This window comes from Pseudomonas sp. 2995-1 (assembly GCF_002742505.1).
Lineage (GTDB): Bacteria > Pseudomonadota > Gammaproteobacteria > Pseudomonadales > Pseudomonadaceae > Aquipseudomonas > Aquipseudomonas sivasensis.
Window position 1 is genome coordinate 14,444 of sequence record NZ_LJSA01000345.1, and the last position, 17,248, is coordinate 31,691.

General features: G+C 63.1%; 18 protein-coding genes and 1 pseudogene. 6 read left to right on the forward strand and 13 right to left on the reverse strand.

Translation table 11 applies throughout. The features are described 5' to 3' along the window. Nucleotides 1-234: 234 nt before the first annotated feature. The 8 genes and pseudogenes from gspF to gspG form a co-directional block, all read right to left on the reverse strand. Nucleotides 235-1,446: a type II secretion system inner membrane protein GspF gene (gene gspF, locus AOA61_RS12720; RefSeq protein WP_095185996.1), complete on the reverse strand. Its 1,212-nt coding sequence runs from the start codon at nucleotides 1,444-1,446 to the stop codon at nucleotides 235-237. Continuing rightward, complete coding sequence (gene gspE / locus AOA61_RS12725; RefSeq protein ID WP_099601875.1) at nucleotides 1,446-2,864, reverse strand: type II secretion system ATPase GspE; 1,419 nt, start codon at nucleotides 2,862-2,864, stop codon at nucleotides 1,446-1,448. Before gspE ends, gspF begins: the two co-directional genes overlap by 1 nt. Before the next feature lie 217 nt (nucleotides 2,865-3,081). Continuing rightward, nucleotides 3,082-3,234 (reverse strand): annotated as a pseudogene (locus AOA61_RS12730) (type II secretion system protein GspE); the annotation flags it as partial. Nucleotides 3,235-3,373: 139 nt separating this feature from the next. Then, the gene (gene gspD / locus AOA61_RS12735; RefSeq protein WP_099601876.1) at nucleotides 3,374-5,680 is read right to left on the reverse strand and encodes a type II secretion system secretin GspD; all 2,307 of its coding nucleotides are present in this window, start codon (nucleotides 5,678-5,680) and stop codon (nucleotides 3,374-3,376) included. Further along, nucleotides 5,677-6,189, reverse strand: a complete 513-nt coding sequence (gene gspM, locus AOA61_RS12740; RefSeq protein WP_099601877.1) for a type II secretion system protein GspM — start codon at nucleotides 6,187-6,189, stop codon at nucleotides 5,677-5,679. The genes gspD and gspM overlap by 4 nt, the downstream gene beginning before the upstream one ends. Continuing rightward, a complete protein-coding gene (gene gspL / locus AOA61_RS12745) occupies nucleotides 6,182-7,252 on the reverse strand; it encodes a type II secretion system protein GspL (protein ID WP_099601878.1) in 1,071 nt (356 codons plus the stop codon). Before gspL ends, gspM begins: the two co-directional genes overlap by 8 nt. Further along, nucleotides 7,249-8,127 (reverse strand): type II secretion system minor pseudopilin GspK, encoded by an 879-nt coding sequence (gene gspK, locus AOA61_RS12750; RefSeq protein WP_158234800.1) that lies wholly within the window; start codon nucleotides 8,125-8,127, stop codon nucleotides 7,249-7,251. Before gspK ends, gspL begins: the two co-directional genes overlap by 4 nt. A gap of 8 nt (nucleotides 8,128-8,135) precedes the next feature. Continuing rightward, a complete protein-coding gene (gene gspG, locus AOA61_RS12755; protein WP_032885405.1) occupies nucleotides 8,136-8,585 on the reverse strand; it encodes a type II secretion system major pseudopilin GspG in 450 nt (149 codons plus the stop codon). A gap of 148 nt (nucleotides 8,586-8,733) precedes the next feature. Between gspG and gspI the strand changes: the two genes are divergently transcribed. Continuing rightward, a complete protein-coding gene (gene gspI, locus AOA61_RS12760; RefSeq protein WP_032885406.1) occupies nucleotides 8,734-9,099 on the forward strand; it encodes a type II secretion system minor pseudopilin GspI in 366 nt (121 codons plus the stop codon). On the opposite strand, the gene AOA61_RS12765 is transcribed toward gspI, so the two are convergent. Continuing rightward, the gene (locus AOA61_RS12765) at nucleotides 9,086-9,517 is read right to left on the reverse strand and encodes a type II secretion system protein N (protein ID WP_099601879.1); all 432 of its coding nucleotides are present in this window, start codon (nucleotides 9,515-9,517) and stop codon (nucleotides 9,086-9,088) included. The two genes, gspI and AOA61_RS12765, sit on opposite strands and share 14 nt — an antisense overlap. A 93-nt stretch (nucleotides 9,518-9,610) precedes the next feature. On the opposite strand from AOA61_RS12765, the gene gspH reads away from it, so the two are divergent. Both gspH and AOA61_RS12775 read left to right on the forward strand, forming a co-directional pair. After that, nucleotides 9,611-10,063 (forward strand): type II secretion system minor pseudopilin GspH, encoded by a 453-nt coding sequence (gene gspH, locus AOA61_RS12770; protein WP_099601880.1) that lies wholly within the window; start codon nucleotides 9,611-9,613, stop codon nucleotides 10,061-10,063. After that, nucleotides 10,060-10,662 (forward strand): type II secretion system protein GspJ, encoded by a 603-nt coding sequence (locus AOA61_RS12775; RefSeq protein WP_099601881.1) that lies wholly within the window; start codon nucleotides 10,060-10,062, stop codon nucleotides 10,660-10,662. Before gspH ends, AOA61_RS12775 begins: the two co-directional genes overlap by 4 nt. A 930-nt stretch (nucleotides 10,663-11,592) precedes the next feature. Here AOA61_RS12775 and AOA61_RS12790 read toward each other — a convergent pair. Genes AOA61_RS12790 through AOA61_RS12800 form a run of 3 tightly spaced genes read right to left on the reverse strand, consistent with a single transcriptional unit; the run spans nucleotide 11,593 to nucleotide 13,743 of the window. Then, nucleotides 11,593-12,519: a FecR domain-containing protein gene (locus tag AOA61_RS12790; protein ID WP_099601883.1), complete on the reverse strand. Its 927-nt coding sequence runs from the start codon at nucleotides 12,517-12,519 to the stop codon at nucleotides 11,593-11,595. Nucleotides 12,520-12,556: 37 nt separating this feature from the next. Continuing rightward, on the reverse strand, nucleotides 12,557-13,102 hold the full coding sequence (locus AOA61_RS12795) for an RNA polymerase sigma factor (RefSeq protein ID WP_032888437.1): 546 nt from the start codon (nucleotides 13,100-13,102) through the stop codon (nucleotides 12,557-12,559). Then, nucleotides 13,099-13,743 carry a secretin and TonB N-terminal domain-containing protein gene (locus AOA61_RS12800; RefSeq protein WP_099601884.1) on the reverse strand — a complete coding sequence of 215 codons (645 nt, stop codon included), beginning with the start codon at nucleotides 13,741-13,743 and terminating at the stop codon, nucleotides 13,099-13,101. Before AOA61_RS12800 ends, AOA61_RS12795 begins: the two co-directional genes overlap by 4 nt. 217 nt (nucleotides 13,744-13,960) lie before the next feature. Between AOA61_RS12800 and AOA61_RS12805 the strand changes: the two genes are divergently transcribed. Together AOA61_RS12805 and mntP are read left to right on the forward strand one after the other, a co-directional pair. After that, nucleotides 13,961-14,272 (forward strand): hypothetical protein, encoded by a 312-nt coding sequence (locus AOA61_RS12805; protein WP_032888433.1) that lies wholly within the window; start codon nucleotides 13,961-13,963, stop codon nucleotides 14,270-14,272. A gap of 221 nt (nucleotides 14,273-14,493) precedes the next feature. Continuing rightward, nucleotides 14,494-15,057 (forward strand): manganese efflux pump MntP, encoded by a 564-nt coding sequence (gene mntP / locus AOA61_RS12810; RefSeq protein ID WP_099601885.1) that lies wholly within the window; start codon nucleotides 14,494-14,496, stop codon nucleotides 15,055-15,057. Nucleotides 15,058-15,194: 137 nt separating this feature from the next. Here mntP and AOA61_RS12815 read toward each other — a convergent pair whose 3' ends face one another. Continuing rightward, entirely contained in the window at nucleotides 15,195-16,262 is a 1,068-nt protein-coding gene (locus tag AOA61_RS12815) for an NAD(P)-dependent alcohol dehydrogenase (protein WP_099601886.1), read from the reverse strand. Between the two features lie 148 nt (nucleotides 16,263-16,410). On the opposite strand from AOA61_RS12815, the gene AOA61_RS12820 reads away from it, so the two are divergent. Beyond that, complete coding sequence (locus AOA61_RS12820; RefSeq protein ID WP_099601887.1) at nucleotides 16,411-17,229, forward strand: alpha/beta fold hydrolase; 819 nt, start codon at nucleotides 16,411-16,413, stop codon at nucleotides 17,227-17,229. The last annotated feature ends 19 nt before the right edge of the window (nucleotides 17,230-17,248 follow it).

Genomic DNA, 17,248 nt, shown 5'->3' on the forward strand with positions numbered 1-17,248 from the left:
ATGAGGAACCCGAGGTTGGGACCCGGACATCGGGATACCAAAAAAACAACTGAAAAACGCGTTGAGTGGTGGAGGACGCTCGCCCCCCAATAGAACTGGATTTCCACGCAATGGATCTGCCCCCCGACAAAACGCGGTGTCTCAGAGAGGGTGCCGTGTCAGGTTTTGGGGTGGCTTCACCACCCAGCGCGGGGCAAGCCCGCTCACCACAGTAAGCCCGCTCACGCCGTTTGATCAGGTAACGAGTTGGTTGATCTCGATGATCGGCAACAGCACCGCCATCACAATCACCAGCACCACCGCCCCCATCACCACGATCATCAGCGGCTCCAGCAGCGCGGTCATGCCCATGGCCCGGCGTTCGATATCCCGCGACAGCGTCTGCGCTGCACGTTCGAGCATCGGCGGCAGCGAGCCGGTTTTTTCGCCGCTGGCGATCAGGTGGATCAATACCGGCGGAAAGACTTTCTCCACCGCCAGCGCCGGCGCCAGGTTGACCCCTTCGCGTACCTTGGCAGTGGCGTCGTTGACGCACTGGCTCAGGCGCTCGTTGGACAAGGTTTGGCGCGCCGCCTCCAGCGCCCGCAACAGCGGCACGCCAGCACCACCGAGGATGGCCAGGGTCGAGGCAAACCGCGCCGTGTTCAGACCCAGTACAAAGCGCCCGATCAGCGGCAGGCGCAGCACGCGACTGTGCCAATTCAAGCGCGCCACCGGGTTGCGCAGGTACAAACGCCAACTCCAGAAACCGCCGACAATCCCGGCGAAACACAGCCAGCCCCACGCGCGGATAAAGTCGCTGGCGTTGAGCATCGCCAGCGTCAGCCCAGGCAGGTCCTGACGCGCCTGGGAAAACGCACTGACCACCTGGGGCACCACGTAACTGAGCAAAAAAATCACAATGCCGATGGACACCAGCCCCACCACACCGGGGTAGATAAACGCGGTGAGAATCTTGCCGCGCAGGTTGTTGCGTTCCTCGATGTAGTCCGCCAGGCGCTCCATCACCTGGGCCAAGTCACCGGACTCCTCCCCCGCCGCAATCAACGCACGGTAGATCGACGGAAAATCCCGAGGCCGCGCCGCCAACGCATCCGCCAGGCGCATGCCGCCGCGCACATCCCCACGCACGGCCGCCAACGTCTGGGCGATGTGCTTTTTCTCGGCCTGCTCCACCGTGGCACTCAGCGCCGCCTCCAACGGCAGGCTGGCGCCGAGCAGGCTCGCCAGTTGCCGCGTGGCCCAGGCCAAGTCGTTGTCCGAGAGCTTGGGCGTGAACAGGCTACTGCCCGCCGCCGCTGGCTGGCCGCCTTCGATCTGCACCAACAAGGCCGTCAAACCCCGCCCGCGCAAGTGGGCAAACGCTGCGCTCTGGCTGTCGGCCTCCACATGCCCGACCTCGACTTTGCCGCTGGCATCCGCGGCTTCATAGCGATAGCGATTCATCAGGCGTCCCGTGTCACGCGCATGATTTCTTCGGGGGCCGTGGCGCCGCTGCGCACCCAGCGCTCACCGTCTTCACGCATGCTGAACATCCCGGCCCGCCGCGCGGCCAGGCGCAAATCCTGCTCGCCGGCGCCCTGATGAATCAGGCTGCGTACATCGTCGTCGACGCAGAACAATTCATGGATACCGGTACGCCCGCTGTAACCGACCTGGTTGCAGTGCGAGCACCCCACCGGACGCCAGGTGCCCGGCGCGGCAGGATCTTCCTGCTTGCAATGGGGGCACAGGCGGCGCACCAACCGCTGGGCCAACACACCCAGCAATGACGACGCCAACAGGAACGGCTCGACGCCCATGTCGATCAAGCGGTTCACCGCCGACACCGCATCGTTGGTGTGCAACGTGGCGAGTACCAAGTGACCGGTGAGCGAGGCCTGCACGGCGATCTGCGCGGTCTCCAAGTCGCGGATTTCACCGATCATGATGATGTCCGGGTCCTGACGCAGAATGGCCCGCAGCGCCAGGCCGAAGGTCATGTCGATCTTGGCGTTGACCTGAATCTGGCTGATGCCCGGCAAGTCGTATTCCACCGGGTCTTCCACGGTAAGGATATTGCTGGTGCTCGCGTCCAACCGCGCCAACGCCGCGTAGAGGCTGGTGGTCTTGCCACTGCCGGTGGGCCCGGTGACCAGCACAATGCCGTGGGGCTGGCGGATCAAGGTATCGAGGCGCGCGAGCAACTGCGGCTCCATGCCCAGAGTCTCCAACTGCAAACGCCCGGCCTGCTTGTCGAGCAAACGCATCACCACCCGCTCGCCATGCCCGGTGGGCACCGTCGACACTCGAATATCAATCGGCCGCCCGGCCACACGCAACGCAATGCGCCCATCCTGGGGCAGGCGTTTTTCGGCGATGTCGAGTTGAGCCATGATCTTGATCCGCGACACCAACGCGCCATGCAGCGCCTTGCGTGGCGACACCACATCGCGCAGCGTGCCGTCGACGCGGTAGCGCACCACGGAATGGGTTTCGTAGGGCTCGATATGAATATCACTGGCCTCGTCCCGCGCTGCCTGGGTGAGCAAGGCGTTGATCATGCGGATCACCGGCGCACCGTCCTGGGTGTCGAGCAGGTCGGTGATCTCGGGCATGTCCTGCATCAGGCGGTCGAGGTCGACCTCGTTTTCCGCCGCGCCCACCACGGCCGCGGCACTGCCGGTGTCGGCGTAGGCACTGGCCAGGAGACCGTCGAGTTCGTCATCGCGTATCTGCTCAATCCGCGACTGGCCGAACTGGCGCTGCACTTCGCTGATCGACCAGCCGGGGGTTGAGGGGCAGACGGTCAGCAACATGCCGTCCTCGCCGGGGCGCAGGAGGATGCGTTGGGATTTGGCCCAGGCGTAGGGGAGCAGGCTCACAAGGTATCCTCCTGACCGAGCACGGTCCAAATGTGGGAGGGGGCTTGCCCCCGATAGTGGTGGGTCAGTGTGTACATCTGTGGCTGAAACACCCTCATCGGGAGCAAGCCCCCTCCCACATTCAGATCTTCATTTGGATTCATGGCCGTGCACCTACAGGTACAGCCCGAATCACCGCCCTCGGCCCCGGCTGCTGCCCGCCCGGAATCGCCTTCTCCACCTGTTCAATCCGCGACTGGCCGAACTGGCGCTGCACTTCGCTGATCGACCAGCCAGGGGTTGAGGGGCAGACGGTCAGCAACATGCCGTCCTCGCCGGGGCGCAGGAGGATGCGTTGGGATTTGGCCCAGGCGTAAGGGAGAAGGCTCACAAGGTATCTCCCTGACCGAGCATCGTCCACATGTGGGAGGGGGCTTGCCCCCGATAGCGGTGGGTCAGTGTGTACATCTGTGGCTGACACACCCTCATCGGGAGCAAGCCCCCTCCCACATTCAAATCTTCATTTGGATTCATGGCCGTGTACCTACCGGTACAGCGCGAATCACCGCCCTCGGCCCCGGCTGCTGCCCGCCCGGAATCGCCTTCTCCACCGAAGGCAACTGCGGCGCCTGCACATCCGGCATCGCCCAACTGTGTTCCGGCTGCAACCCACCCTGCGCCCGACGCATAAACTCATAGCGGTTCAAGGTAATACTGCGCCCCGCCCCACTGTCGCGAATGATGTAAGGCCGCAAAAACACCATCAAGTTGGTCTTGCTCACACTGCGCTTCTCATTGCGAAACAACGCCCCCAACCCCGGAATATCCGATAGCCACGGCACCGCGTCGTTGCTCTGGCTATAGCCATCCTGCAGCAACCCACCCAGCACCATGATCTGCCCGTCATCCAGCAGAATGCTGGTATCAATCGCACGTTTGTTGGTCACCGTCCCCGCCGCCACCGACGCCCGGGAATCCACACTGCTGACTTCCTGATAGATATCCAGCTTCACCGTGCCGCCCTCGGAGATCTGCGGGCGCACGTTCAGCTTGAGCCCCACTTCTTCGCGCTGCACGGTCTGGAACGGGTTATTGCTGGTGCCCCCGCCGCCGGTCACATAACTGCCGGTGACAAACGGAATCGTCTGCCCCACAAAAATGCTCGCCGCTTCGTTATCCAGGGTCAGCAGGTTGGGCGTGGACAGCACGTTGGTGCCGCCCTTGCTCTTCAAGGCGCGGGCCAGCACCTTGAGGTCGAGCACCTTGCCGATCCCTGGAATATCCACGGTGCCGTTGACCAGACCGATGTTCAGGCCCTTGGGCAACACATCAATGCTGGTGGGACTGGCGGGCGTGCCATTCACACCGCTGCCGCCGAGGTTGACGCCGCCAAACCCGCCTTTGCCCGCCAGGTTGCCGGCCTGCCATTGCACGCCGAATTCCGTGGCGTCGTCCTCGCCAACTTCGACGATCAGGCTTTCGATCACCACTTGGGCCCGGCGTTGATCGAGCATGTCGATCACTTCCCGCAGGTTGCGGTACAGCGGGTCCGGCGCGGAGATCAGCAAGGTGTTGGTGGTGGCGTCGGCCTGGATGGTCACGCCGCCGGCGCTGAACGCAGTGTCCTGATCCTTGGACGGGCTGGCAGTGGAGGGTGAATCCTGGCCATAGCTCGATTGCACCCCACTGCCGGTGGGCGTACCACTGCTGTTCTGCGCATTGCTGGCTTGCGTGGCGTTCTGGCCATTGCCGCCCATGGCGCTGAGTTTGCTGCGCGCCTCGTCGCTGACCCCGGCGTCACTCTCGCCTGTCAGCAACCCGCGCAGCGACTGGGCCAGCTTGCCCGCCTGGGCGTTGCGCAGGTACACCACGTGCATGTTGCTGGGGTTGCTTTGGGCGTTGTCGAGCTTGTAGATCAAGTTGCGCGCCAGCTCCGTGCGCTCGGGGCTGCCGGAGCGAATGATGATGGAGTTGGAACGCGGATCGCCAATCACATTGATCTGCTGGGTCTGGTCGGCCCCCTGGGTTTCCAGGAGCTCGGCAACCATGGCCGCGATATCGACAGCAATGCCGTTCTGGATTTGCACCACGTCAGTGTCGATGGCGCTGGGCGTGTCGATGCCACTGATGATCTGCGCGACCCGCGCGAGGTTTTCCGCATAGTCGGTGATGACGATGCTGTTGTTACCGGGGTAGGCGTTGATCGGGTTGTTTGGCGACACGATGGGGCGGAGCACCGGGATCAGGTTCACCGCGTTTTCGTATTGCAGGCGGAAGGTACGGGTCTGCATGCCGCTGCTGCCGGCGCTGTAGATCGGCCCGCCGAGCAACTTGGCATCGGCCTCCGGCACCACCTGGGCCACGCCGCCGACATCAACCACGCTGAACCCCTGCATGCGCAGCGCCGCCAACAGCATGTCGTAGGCCTGATGCGCGGGGACCTGGCCTTCGCTGACCAAGGTCAGGTTGCCTTTGACACGTGGGTCCACCAGGAACTGCTGACCGGTAGCACGGGACAGTGCGCGCACCACGGCCTGAATATCGGCGTCGACAAAGTTGAGCTGCACCGGTTGGTCGCCCAGCGGATTACGTGCCTTGACGGTCGTCGGGGCCTGGCCTCGGGCGCTGTTGGTCACCCGGTGCTGTATGGCGGGTTTGGGGACAAGTTCGCGCTGGCGATCCAGCACGGTATCGCCGCCGCGGCGGGTCTCGGCCAACGGCTGGCCGAGTTCGCTGTCCACCAACAACGGCTTGGTGGCCTGCTGGGTGCTGCACGCACTGAGCGCCAGCAACAGCAGTGGCGCGGCCATACGAAAAGGGGGGACTGACCACTTCATGAAGCTTCCTTAGCGCCAAGCGCCTGATCCATGCGAACGGTCCCGGACACAGTGCCGGCCGAGGTGTCGACGGTGTCCGGGGCACGCTGCAAACGTGCCTCGGACACTTCCAGAGAAAAGGTTCGGGGATTGCCCAACAACCAGCCCACCACAGCGTCCGCCGGGGCGTTGTCGAAGGTCAGGCGCCAACCGCCAGCATCCAGCGCCTGCAACTGGTAATGCTCGCGCAGACCGGCGCTGTCCAAGGCCTGGCGCAGCGCAGCTTCGTCGGCGGGCCGAGGTGCTGTGACGTCCTGCAACAGCACCTGCAACGCGGTAGCCTGGGCGCGCAGCTTGGGGGTTTCGGCTTGCCAATAGTCGATCTTTTTAAGCGCGGGCTGGACCAGAATCAGCCAGGTCAACAGGCTCGCCAGCACCAGACCGGCCCCCACCAGCATGCGTTTTTCACGCAGGGCCAGGCCGTTCCAGAACACATGGGTCTGGCTGCGTACGCGGTGCCATTTATTCATCGCCGGCTCCAGGTTTTTCCGCGATCTGCGCGGGCGCAATGCTCCAGCCATGGTCGTCCCGTGTGGCGGTAAAACCTGCCTGGGCCAACGCGGCTTGCCACTCGCCCTCGGCCGCCGGGCTGCGGCTGTCAGCCAGCAGTTCCAGGTGCAATCGCCCCTGCTCGAAGGTCAGGGTGTCGACGCTGCCCACCATAAACGGCAGATGGCTGCCCACCAGTTGCAGCAGGCTGGGAAAGCGCTGGCCGGGGTCGGCGGCGGCGCCAGTCTGGCGTGCAGTCAGTTGCTGACGGGCCTGCTGCAACGGGTTGAGCACCACCGGCAATTCAGGAAACGCCTGGCGTACCTGCTGGCTCATCAACGCCTTGAGCCGCTGGCCTTCATCCGCCTGGCGGGCGGCGTACAGGTTGAGGCCGACCGTCCACACGACGGCAGCCAACGCGACACAGCCCAGCGCCCTGCCCCAGCCACCGCTGGACGCTTGGCTGAGACGCGCGTGCAGGCCCCAGCTCGGCACGGCACCGGCCCAACGCTGCGCCGCGTCCACCAGCGGCACATCGAGCGCCTGCAAACCCAGCGGGTGCACCGCCGCTTGTTGCAGGCTGTCGCGCGTCAACAAATAGCCTTCATCCAACGCCGCAGCCCCTACCGGCAAGGCATAGGGCGCGGGATACAGGCCGCGCAGTTTGAGTGGCGCCTGCGCCAGGACCTGGCTGAGTCGTTCCAGCCCAGCCTTCGGCACCCAACCAACCTGCACGCGGCCATCGCTTTCGCGCGGGCCGTGAGCCACTTGCATCTGTTCCACTGGGCCGAGGATCAACGCCTGGGCCGCGCAGGCCACGGCGGCATGGTTTTTGGCGGCAGGCAGTGGCGGCAATTCGAGGCTTGTCAGCAGGCTGTCGCAGGGGTGCAGAAAGCAGTCCACCGCGTGGCGGCCCTTGCCCAATTGCGCCAGGCTCTCATGACCTTCAGAGACCACCGTGCCACGCTCCCACCAGGCCCATTTCACCCGGCTGTCCACACTCAATTCAGCCAGCGGCGGCAAGGCAATGCGCAAGCGTTTCATACGCCCACCCGCGACCAGATCACCTGGGGCCGGCGATTTTCCGGACGGTGCAGCAGCGCGTCGAGGGTCACCCGACGTTGCTCCTGCCGCGCCTGGCCTTGCAGGCGAAACCACTCGCTGGTGATGCCGACCTGCACTGAGTCCACCGCCACCTGGGGCAAGTGCAGGCGATTGACGAAATCCCCCCGGTTGATAAACCAATGCCCGCCGTCACGTTCAGCCACCAGCGCCTGGGCCTGGGACAGACTCAGTTGGGGCACCACGGCGCTGAGCACTTCGGCGCGGGCGGTGTTGCCGTTGACCCAAGTCATGTCGGGCAGCACGCTGATATAGGTCTGCATGCGCTGCAACATCACGGCGTCGAGGCCTTCGACACCGCTCAAGTCGTCCAGGCTGCGCAGCATCGGGTACTTGGCGGGCGTATCGAGTTGCGCATAGGACGCGATGACCCGCTGGCTGATACGCCGGCTCACCGCCGGGTCAACACCGATCAGGCGGCACAGGCGTTCAAAACTCTGCAGTTGCTCGGCATCCACCCGCTGGCGATTGACCAGGTTGCGCAGGTTGAACTTGCCCTGCTCGTCTTCAACCCGACCTTCGAATGTGCCGCCCTGAGCGCGGGCCCAAGGTTGGTCAAGGCGGGTCAGCACGTCTTTCTGGCGCGCCTCCCACAGCATCTGTCGGCTGCGCTCAAGCCCTCCCTGCAACAGCCACTGGCCCTGCGTGCGCATCTGCTCGGCTTCCAGGCTGCGGGTAAACACGGTCTGGCGCGTGAGCATGGCGCCGGCGATCACCGCGACCACGGCGGCGATCAGCAACGCGCTGATAATCGCCATGCCGCGCTGCTTCGCCGCTGGGGGCGAATACTGTTTCATGGCGCGCCTTACAACTGCCAGGAGCCAATATCGGCATTCACGCCATCGCCATCCGGCTGGCCATCGGCGCCGAGGGAGAACACATCGACTTCACCGTTAGCGCCCGGGTTGAGGTAGTGATACGGGTGGCCCCACGGGTCATTCGGCAATCGGTCAAGGTAGGCGCGCCAAGTGTTGGTCTTGGCATCCGCCGGGCGTTCCACCAGCACTTTCAGGCCCTGGGTCATGTTCGGGTAAGTGCCGTGGTCGAGGCGGTAGAGTTTCAGCGCCTGCATCAAGCCGCCGATGTCCTGCCTGGCCGCCGTGGCCCGCGCCTGGTCCGGCCGGTCGAGCACCTTGGGCACCACCATCGCCGCCAGAATCCCGAGGATGACCACCACCACCATGATCTCGATCAAGGTAAAGCCACGCTGGCCGCGAGGGCCTGGCAATGGGGACGTTAGGCGCGCGATATCCATCTCGACATTCCTTGGGTTGGGTGCATTTCGTGGCGCAGTGTTGCAAGAACATATGTCAGTCGTATTGAAAATCCTCGGGAGGTTCGGTCGCCAATCGGTCAACTCGCGGCGCTAGTCTGCGGGCCTGTTTACGGGCTTTGAGAGCGCCATGTACGGCCATCGCAACGAGCAAGGATTTACCCTGATTGAAGTGCTGGTGGCGCTGGCGATCATTGCCGTGGCCATGGCCGCCGCTGTGCGTGTGGCCGGATTGATGACCCAGAGCAACGGGCTGCTGCGGGATAAGTCGATGGCGTTGCTGGCGGCCCAAAGTCGCCTGGCGGAGGTGCGCCTGGAGGGCGGCCTGCGCAGCGGCAAGAAGACCTTCGAGTGCGACCAGGGCCGCTTGAAGCTGCGCTGCGAGCAGACCGTCAGCGCCGATGGCCCGCTCTTTCAAATCAGCGTGTTGGTGCTCGACGCCAGCCGTGAAGCGCCGCCCCTGGCGCGGCTCGCCACCCAGGTCATGGCCGAGTGAGGCGCGGCAACGCAGGGGCATCCGGCAACTTATCGAGGTTGACGCGCAGCTTCTCGCCACCGCGCTCAATCTCCACGCCATCGCCTTCGATAGCCGTCAGCCGCACGCCAGGGCTGAGGCGTTCACCCAAAAGAAAACTGCGCGGCGGGCCGTCGTTGAGGCTGAGGATCGCCACCGCACCGCGCGCGCCAGCGAGCACGCCAGTGACCTTGACCTGCAACCCCGTCGGCGCATTGGCAAACCATTGCAGCGCCGGGTTATCGCTGCGTGCCGCCAGAGCCTGTGGGGTGGCCTGGGGCGTGTGGGATTCGGCGGACGTGAGTAGCAGCGGCGTCCACACCACCCCGCCAGCCAATGCCGCCAGCAACGCACCGATCTGCACGCCCTGGGCGGGTGAAAAACGCAGGGAAAAAGCCATGAGTGGGACCTCCTGTTTGTCCGTGTCTCCAGCGTACAGGCCAATTCGCACGTTTTTATTTCACAACCTCGCCAGTTCAGCAGGTGCCCCACAATGAAACAGCACGGCTTCACTCTGATCGAGCTAATGGTGGTGCTGGTAATCATCGGCATCGCCAGCGCGGCCATCAGCCTGAGCATCAAGCCTGACCCGCTGCACCTGCTGCGCAAAGACGCCGAGCGCCTGAGCCAATTGCTGCAAGTGGCCCAGGCCGAAGCCCGCGCCGACGGCCGCCCGATTACCTGGCGCGCCGATGCCAAGGGGTTTCGCTTCAACCGTCGCCGTGATGACGGGATGGGCATGGAGGCGTTCCAGGGCGATGCCCAATTGCGCCCACGCTTATGGGAGAGCACGCCGATGCAAATCAACATCGAACCCCGGCAAACCCTGGTGCTCGATGCCGAGTGGATCAGCCCACCCGTGCGTGTGGTGCTGTCCGACGGGCAACACAGCCTCAGCCTGCAACGCGATGCCGCCGGTTTGATGCGCGTGGTGAGCCAGCCATGAGTTCATCGCAGAAAGGCTTCACCCTGATCGAAGTGATGGTGGCGATCATGTTGATGGCGGTGGTCAGCCTGATCGCCTGGCGCGGCCTCGACAGCGTGACCCGCGCTGATCATCACCTGCAGGCGAGCACGGAACAGACTGAGGCGCTGTTGCGAGTGCTGAACCAGCTGCAGCGGGACATCAGCCTCAGGGCCAGCGTCGAACTGACCGCACCGACAGACGACGCCGATGGACTGGCCGCGGTGACGGTGCGCAGCTCTGACAGCAAGGGGTTTGAGTTGAACGTGATTCGTCGTGCACCGGTCGCTGGGGATGGGCTGCAACGGGTGCGCTGGTGGCTCAAGGGCGACAACCTGTATCGCGCGGCGGCGCCTGCGCGGGATCGGTTTCCGTTGCCGGCGGCCAAGGATGGCGTGGTGGTGTTGACGGGGGTGAGCGATTTGCAGGTGCGGGTGTGGGAGACGGATAAGGGCTGGCGGCAGTTGAGTGGGAATCGGCGGGGGGATCCTTTGGGGTTGGAGGTTAGGCTGGTCAGGCAGACCGCTCAGGGGGTTGAGCGGTATCGGCAGGTTTTGGGGCCTTTGCGGGTGGGGGAGTGATTGGGGGCATATCCGTTATTTGGGTGATGGCCGCTTAGGGTTCCGCCCTTACGGCGGCTCACTTTGGAAAAGCCCCAAAGTAAGCAAAGGGCTCTTGCCCCAACACTCGGCACCTCGCCTAGGCTCGGTGTGCCCGCACTCCGGCTTGAATCCGTGGGCCGCCGCGATGGGCCATCCATGGCCCAGCGCGGCTAACCCGGCGTCCTGCCGGGTTACCCACGGATTCAAGCCTGCGTTCGGCCAGCGTGTTTGACGGGGCGCCTAAGATCAAAATCAAGATCACAATCAAAAGCGCAGATCAAAAGACCGCTGACTTCGTCAGCGAAAAGGATGTAAGAGCCAGATCAAAAGCACATCAAAAGCACATCAAAAGCAGAGCAAAAGCAGAGCAAAAGCAGGACAGCAGGACAGCAGGACAGCAGGACAGCAGGCTAGAACCTATCTGTCTGATCTATGGAGATCAAACTGTGGGAGGGGGCTTGCTCCCGATGGCAGTGGGTCAGTCACAACTGCATCAACTGACACACCCTCATCGGGAGCAAGCCCCCTCCCACATTTGAAATGAGGTCGGCCTGAGAACCCGGTCGGCTCTAAGGCCGCCGCGCTCTTGCTTTTGATCTGAAATCGCCCCGTCAACCACGATGGCCGGAATCCGATGTTGATTTGGGGGGTAAACCGGCAGGGATGCCGGTTTAGCCGCCCTGCGCCATGGATGGCGCGTGGCGGCGGCCCCCCAAATCAATGTCGGATTACGGGCATGCCGAGCCTAGGCGAGGCACCGAGTGGTGGGGCGAAGGCCTTTTGGTTACTTTTGTCTGGGCCGGCATTCCGGCCTTTACAAAAGTGACCCGCTGTAAGAGCGGAACCCTAAGCCGCCGTTACCCAAATAACGGATATGTACACCCTAACGGATATGTACACCGACACACCTCAACTCAACAAAACAACCCCCCCAGGCAACTCCGTACACTTAGCCCCATAAGCATCCCGTATCAACAACGCCACGCCCGCCAACTGCTGCAAACTAAACCGCGCCTGCACCCGCCGCTGCCCCAATTCTTTGTTAAGCAACACCAACATCCCCGGCCGATAGCGGTTGATCTCATCCACCACCGTCGCCAACGTCGCGTTGTCAAACACCAGCACCTGCTCACGCCAGGCCACCACCGACTGCGTATCCACGGTGATCACGTCACTGACCCCGGCAGCGCCGTAGCTCATTTGCCGACCACGGCCCAAACTCACGCTGTTGCCGCCAACGTCCACCGACAGCGACCCTTCGATACAGGTGACACACACCCTGTGATCGGTATGACGCACATTGAACCGCGCCTGCGCCGCACTGACCCAGCCCTCCCCGGCCTGGACCTTGAGCGGCTGCGCAATGTGGGCAACGACCTCGACCTCGCCTTCGAGCAATTCAATCCCCTGACCCATCCGGCTGATGCGCGTCTGGGTATTGAGTTCCAGGCTCACGCCATCACTCAACAGCACCTGGCGCTGCTCGCCGACCTCAGTGCGATAGTCCGCCGTCAGCCCGGAAAACCCGCCCGGCACGCCGACGCGCACCATCACCACCGCCGCCGACGCGGCAATCGCGGCCCCCAGAAATGCGCGACGCCCGAACTGACGCGGCGCAGACGGTTGCTCAAGCGCCGGTGCCAATTGCTGCCACAACCCCTTCGCCTGCTCAAACGCCTGGGCATGCTCCGCGCTCTGGGCGCACCAGGCTTTGAGGGCCTTGGCATCGGCCACGGTGGCGCGGCCCGAGGTCAGCAGGAGCAGCCAGTCGCGGGCTTCATCGTGCAAGGGGCTGGCGGCAGATTGCCGGGCGATGGAGAGGCTAAAAATGTTCAAGCGCGCACATACTCACGGTTTTATCAGGGACTCAACACTAAGACGGTTTTCCGGCGCCGGGACCGAACCGCTGGATCACTTTTCTTTCCAGACGTTTGGCGCAATGACCCAGTGCGGCCTTGATTTCCTTCTCGACCATGCGCGTGGAAATGCCGAAGCGCTGGGAGATTTCCAGGTGCGGCGCCTCTTCCAGGCGGGCGGCGATCAGGATCTTGCGTCGGCGCGAGGGCAGTTCATACAGGGCTTTGACCAGGGACTGGATTTCACGTTGACCGCCCACCACCCGCGACGGGTCCTGGGCTTCGTCGGCGCTTTGCAGCAGTTCTTCCACTTCGCTGCCGGTCAGCAAACGGGCGTCGGCCTCGCGGCGGTCGGCAGCGATGTTCAGGGCCATGCGGTACAGGTAGGCATTGGGTTGCGCCAGGTTCGGCGGCATCTCCATGCGGTCGACTCGCAGGTAGGTTTCGTGCAACACGTCATTGGCTAGGTCCTCCGAGCCCAGACGCTTGCGCAAACGCACCTTGAAATCTTCGTAAGAGGCCAGGAACAAGCTGACCATCGTGCTGTGCCCGGTATTTTTCATCCGCCCGAGGCTCCTTTTACGGCTGTGCATTCCATGCGTGTTCCTGTGGTGTCGGGCATCAAGAGCAAAGTCACCGGTTGACGCAGTGAACTCGGCGCCGGGCGTTCCACCCGTGCAGCGCCCAAGCTGCGGACCAGTGCTTCATCGCGTTGTTCATCGCCGGTGGAGCTGACCAGCCGGCTGTGTTCGATCACGCCGTCGCGGTTGACCCACACCTGCACCAGCGCACGAAAACTGCCGGGCCGAGTCAGGGGCGAACGGCACAGGCTGGTCTCGATGGCCTGCTGCAAGGCCGTGGCGTAGCTGTTATTGATCCGCGCAGCACTGCGGGCCGCCGCACCATGCGCCGGGGGCGGTTGGCTAACCTCGGGCAACTGCAAGGTAAACGCATCGCTGCGTGCATAACGTGCCATCAGGCCGCTCCCTGTCAGCAACATCGCCAGAGCCTCCTGCGCCGTGAAGCGACCGCGCACGGCGAGGGAGCGTCGGCCCTGCGTCAACTCGCGGTCCACGAGCACCGCTATCCCCGTCGCGCGGCTATAGGCCTGCAGGGCGTGTTCAAGGTCTTGCGCGGGCAGGTTCAGCAGCAACAGCGGCGACTGCGCTCGCGCAACCCCGCCGCCGGCCAGCAGCAACAGCAAGACCAGGGCGCATACGGCGCGCCTCCAGGCTCCCTGTTCACCCCCTGCGTAGCATCGCTGCACGGCCGACGCGCCCTAGAAAACCGTCATCCTGAGGCCCGTTTATGAACCTGATGTTACGGTGATAGCAAAAAAAACATCACGGTGACGAGAAGCCCGCTGCACTAGACTCTCAAGCCATACCGGCCCACTCCTTCGGGCCTGCCAGGAGGCCATGATGAAGCTGCTCCCGACCCTCGCCAGCCTGTTGCTGTGCGCCGCCCTGCCCTTACTCGCCCACGCCGACAATGCGCCAAGCGGTTGCACCGAGGTCACGGTGGATGGGTACAAGGCGCCGGATTACGGCTGCCTGGGCCAACAAATGGGCAATGACACGAATGCAACCAAGGCGGCGAAGAAAAACCGTGAGGCGCAGCATCTTTCTATCGAGCAGCGGCCGCCGAACGCCGTGGGCTTATCCACCCCGGCGGCAACCAGCGTGCGCATGGGCAATACGTTTGGTACGTCGGTCAAGCCGCAACGGCCGTGAGCCTTTTGACGAAATTTTCATCTTTGCCCCCCTATGATCGGCCACCTCGTTGGGGAGTAACCGGCTTCTGACCCCGTTGGAAGCGTTCGTATCAACATATTCGGCAACCTGCCGTGGTGCGAACACCGTTTTTCGGTTGGTGAGACCAGCGACACATCCATGCCTAAAGTCGGGCGCGTGGTTGTGTCGTTGTGTCCTATAGCCCGACTGGAAGCCTCACCGTGAACCCCATTTCCCTGATTCTTCTCGCCCTGGCCATGTCCACGGACGCCTTCGCGGCGGCCATCGGCAAAGGCTCCAGCCTGCACAAACCGCGTTTGACCGAAGCCCTGCGTGCCGGTGTGATTTTTGGTGTGATCGAAGCCATCACCCCGATGATCGGCTGGGCGATCGGCCACGTGGCCACCCGTTGGGTGGAAAGCTGGGACCACTGGATCGCCTTCACCCTGCTGGTCGGTTTGGGCCTGCACATGATCTGGAACGGGCTCAAGGCCGATGACGAAGAAGCCGAGAAACCGACCCAGCACTCGTTCATGATCCTCGCCGTCACGGCGTTTGCCACCAGCATTGATGCGATGGCAGTGGGTGTTGGCCTGGCGTTCGTCGACGTGAATATCCTGGTGGCCTCCGCCGCGATTGGCCTGGCGACCATGACCATGGTGACCATCGGCATAATGCTCGGGCGGGTGCTGGGCACCGTGGTGGGCAAGCGTGCCGAGATGGTCGGCGGCGTGGTGTTGATGCTGGTGGGTGCGACGATTCTTTACGAGCATCTCTCGGTCTGACGTGCACACATAACAAATGTGGGAGGTGGCTTGCCACCGATGGCGGTGGGTCAGTCAATGATGCTGTGACTGTACTACCGTTATCGGGGGCAAGCCCCCTCCCACAGGGGTTCTACGGTGGCTTGGAGGTCGAGTTTTCAGGCCGTGTGGCTTTCCTTCTTCAAACTCTCCATATCGATCACAAACCGATACTTCACATCGCCCTTGAGCATCCGCTCATACGCTTCGTTGATGCCTTGGATGTCGATCATCTCCACGTCCGAGACAATCCCGTGCTTGGCGCAGAAGTCGAGCATGTCCTGGGTCTCCTGGATCCCACCGATCAGCGAACCAGCCAGGCTGCGGCGCTTGAAAATCAGGTTGAACACGGTCGGCGACGGGTGCGGGCTGTCGGGGGCGCCGACCAGGGTCATGGTGCCGTCACGCTTGAGCAGGTTAAGGAACGCATCGAGGTTATGCGGCGCGGCGACGGTGTTGAGGATGAAGTCCAGGCTGTTGGCGACCTTGGCCATTTCGTCTGGATTCTTCGACACCACCACATGGTCGGCGCCCAGGCGCAGGCCGTCTTCGCGTTTGTTGGGTGAGGTGGTGAACAGCGTGACCTCAGCGCCCATGGCGTGGGCGATCTTCACCGCCATGTGGCCGAGGCCGCCGAGGCCGACCACACCGACCTTCTTGCCGGGCCCGACCTTCCAGTGATGCAGCGGCGAATACGTGGTGATGCCCGCACACAACAACGGCGCCACGGCGGCCAGGTTGGAATCGTCGTGGGAGATGCGCAGCACGAACTTTTCCTTGACCACGATGCTGTCCGAGTAGCCGCCAAAGGTATTTTCACCGCCGAACACCGGGCCGTTGTAGGTGCCGGTAAAACCGCTCTCGCAGTATTGCTCTTCGCCCTCGGCGCACGAGGCGCAGTGCTGGCAGCTGTCGACCATGCAGCCGACACCGGCCAGGTCGCCAACCTTGAATTTGCTCACATTGCCACCCACCGCCGTCACACGGCCGACGATTTCATGGCCGGGGACCGACGGGTAAAGGGTGTTGTTCCACTCGTTGCGCACGGTGTGCAGGTCGGAGTGGCACACGCCGCAATACAGGATGTCGATCTGTACATCGTCAGCCCCTGGCGCGCGGCGCTCGAAGGTAAAGGGCTTGAGGACATCCTTGGCGTTCTGGGCGGCGTAGCTGTAAGTCTTGGCCATTTCGTTCACCTGTGTGATCTGACGGTAGAGGTCAGTGGACCAGCATAGACGCTGAACCGTTCAACCAAGCACACCCATACAAGCCCTTCGTCAGGTTTACGGCAATAGTGAGCTAGAGTCTTCTCGCCCCCTCAATCAGGAGTTTTCCATGAGCACATTCGTTGCCAAAGACGGTACCCAGATCTACTTCAAGGACTGGGGCAGCGGTAAGCCCGTGCTGTTCAGCCACGGCTGGCCGCTGGATGCCGACATGTGGGAATACCAGATGGAATACCTGAGCAGCCGTGGTTACCGCACCATCGCGTTCGACCGCCGTGGCTTTGGCCGTTCGGACCAGCCGTGGACCGGCAACGACTACGACACCTTCGCCGATGACATCGCGCAGTTGATCGAACACCTGGACCTCAAGGAGGTGACCCTGGTGGGCTTCTCCATGGGCGGTGGCGATGTTGCGCGCTACATCGCACGCCACGGTAGTGCCCGGGTTGCCGGCCTGGTGCTGCTGGGTGCAGTGACGCCGATCTTCGGCCAGAAGCCCGATTACCCACAGGGCGTGCCGACCGATGTGTTCGACGGTATCAAGGCCGGTTTGCTGAAAGACCGTGCGCAGTTCATCGCTGATTTCAACACGCCGTTCTTCGGCATCAACAAGGGCCAGACCGTTTCCGAAGGTACGCTGACCCAGACCCTGCAAATCGCGATGCTGGCGTCCCTCAAGTCGACCGTGGATTGCGTCACGGCCTTCTCCGAAACCGACTTCCGCCCGGACATGGCCAAGATCGACGTGCCGACCCTGGTGATCCATGGCGATGGCGACCAGATTGTGCCGTTCGAAACCACCGGTAAAGTGGCCGCTGAGATGATCAAGGGCGCCGAATTGAAGGTCTACAAAGATGCGCCCCACGGGTTTGCCGTGACCCACACCCAGGCGTTGAACGAAGACTTGCTGGCGTTCCTGAAGCGCTGAAACCGCTCTCCTTATTTAG